The following is a 1924-nucleotide window of genomic DNA, read 5'->3' on the forward strand; positions in this document are numbered from 1 at the left end:
GTCAATTTCAAATTCTAAGTTTCCAATTAACGAACAATTATGAATGCTTGCTTTAGTACTATTATTGAATCTGTTCCATAAATGTCTACCTGCTTCCCTTAAGTCAGATACAAATTTATTTAACAAGGGATCTTCTTGATAGGCTCTGGTTTTTTTATTTCCACCGTTTCCAAGAACAACAATGCACTCATTGACTCGGAAACAATAAAGTCTCAATTTCCCTCCATCTATAGGTAATGCTTTTAAACTTTTACCTTCCGGTCTAAAATAAGTTAAGTCAGCTCCCTCGTCGCCAATCTTATCCAGCCAACCAATTATAATATCAAAGCTTTTTTCAAATTCGCTATCACCATCAAACTTGTTAAAGAATTTATCAAATTCGTTCTCTTCTTCATCCTTAAATCGAATGACGTAATAAGTGACGGCAGGTAATTGCTCGTATAATTCTATGACTATTTTACGCTTCACTTATAAGTTAAGTTACAAATTTAACCATTTTTTGTGTTATACAAATATTATTTGTAACACATTGATTTACAGTTAACAATAATTTAACTTAGTGGCGCCTAAATCTATCTTCAAACCACGTGCCACGACGCTTTATTTGAGTTACTATGACTTAATTTGTATTGGCAAAAGCGTATAACAGCACCTACTGGCCATTGGGCGGACGAGGGTCATCGCCGCACGCTATTAACAAGGTTCCTTCGGGAAATTTAATTTGCGGCGGCTAATAAACATTGGTATCTTTAAATAACCTTGGTAGGTAAAAGAAAGTTGATGCTTCGAAAGCCCAACGGCCAGTAGCTGCCATCCGATATCTGCAATGCTGTTGGACAAGACAATCAGACATGAAAAAGAAAACATCTATAGAGAAATTAGAAAAAACTTCCCTTTCAAAAGCGATTATCAAAATCTCGCGACCAATTCTTCATGCTCATATTAATATTTTTGTTGAGGACTCTTCGAAAGATTGGGACAACGAACTCCCAAATTATGGCAAAGTCTATGAGATTTACGCCAAACAAATTTTCATATCATTTGTCAACCTGTGTGAATCTGTTAATAAACTTGAGCAAAATGTGATTTTTCTTTCAATGAAAAACACTCCTTCATATTATAAAAAAAACGGAATACGTGAAATTGATTACTATAAATATCACATAGAGAATCACTATATAAAAATTTCTTCAATCATCGACTTCGTAACAAAATTCATTCATGATGTTTTTAGACTAGGAATGCCTGTAAGAAAAATTAACACATACTTAATTAGTTAAAATTCACATACCAAGAGCACATTACCAGCAAAAATTTTAAATAAGCTGACGACACATTTCGCGGAAATAAAAACAAACCGAAATATTATTATTCATCAAGGGAATTTTAAGAGTAAAGAAATTACTGCTTTAGGTGATAAGATAATCTCCATTGATATTAAGGACGAAATTGATAAAATAATTGACAAAGATTTTAAGGAAAAAAAAGAGAAAGAGCTAAAAAAAATTACTTCAAGAATGCAAACTGACAACGAAGATGTTGTTAAATTCCTTGAGGACATTTTTGACGGACTTACCAAATACTTTGAGGAACATTACGAAAGTTTAAAACTATCGGACGAAAAGCACAGCAGCTAACCGCACCTAAGCCCAATTTTTTGCGTGTTAGCGCTCAAATGTATAACTTGACAAGCAAAAAACTGTGCCTAGGCGCAATCCGTAACGTTACCAGTAATGTTGTTGGTGACATTAAAAGTAGGACATTGTTAAAACTTTCTGATAGAATAAGATTTTCCATTTTGACAACGGTTCTAACTTTTGCCTACACTCTTTATTTGTATTTCTCTTTAAACCTATTGGGACACTACTGGTACACAATTACAGCGCCACTTGCCACATTTGTATCCAGCTATTTTTTTGGTATA

2 protein-coding genes are annotated in these 1924 nt (G+C 33.6%); one reads left to right on the top strand and one right to left on the bottom strand.

From position 1 onward, the window contains the following. The coding region (locus L6Q46_RS13820; RefSeq protein WP_291284799.1) for a hypothetical protein at positions 1-468 on the bottom strand (468 nt) is incomplete at its 3' end. A gap of 383 nt (positions 469-851) precedes the next feature. Here L6Q46_RS13820 and L6Q46_RS13825 point away from each other — a divergent pair. Then, positions 852-1280, top strand: coding sequence for a hypothetical protein (locus L6Q46_RS13825; RefSeq protein ID WP_291284800.1), 429 nt, complete (start codon positions 852-854; stop codon positions 1278-1280). The last annotated feature ends 644 nt before the right edge of the window (positions 1281-1924 follow it).

Origin of the sequence: Flavobacterium sp. (assembly GCF_023151265.1) — a bacterium.
In the GTDB taxonomy this organism is placed as follows: domain Bacteria; phylum Bacteroidota; class Bacteroidia; order Flavobacteriales; family Flavobacteriaceae; genus Flavobacterium.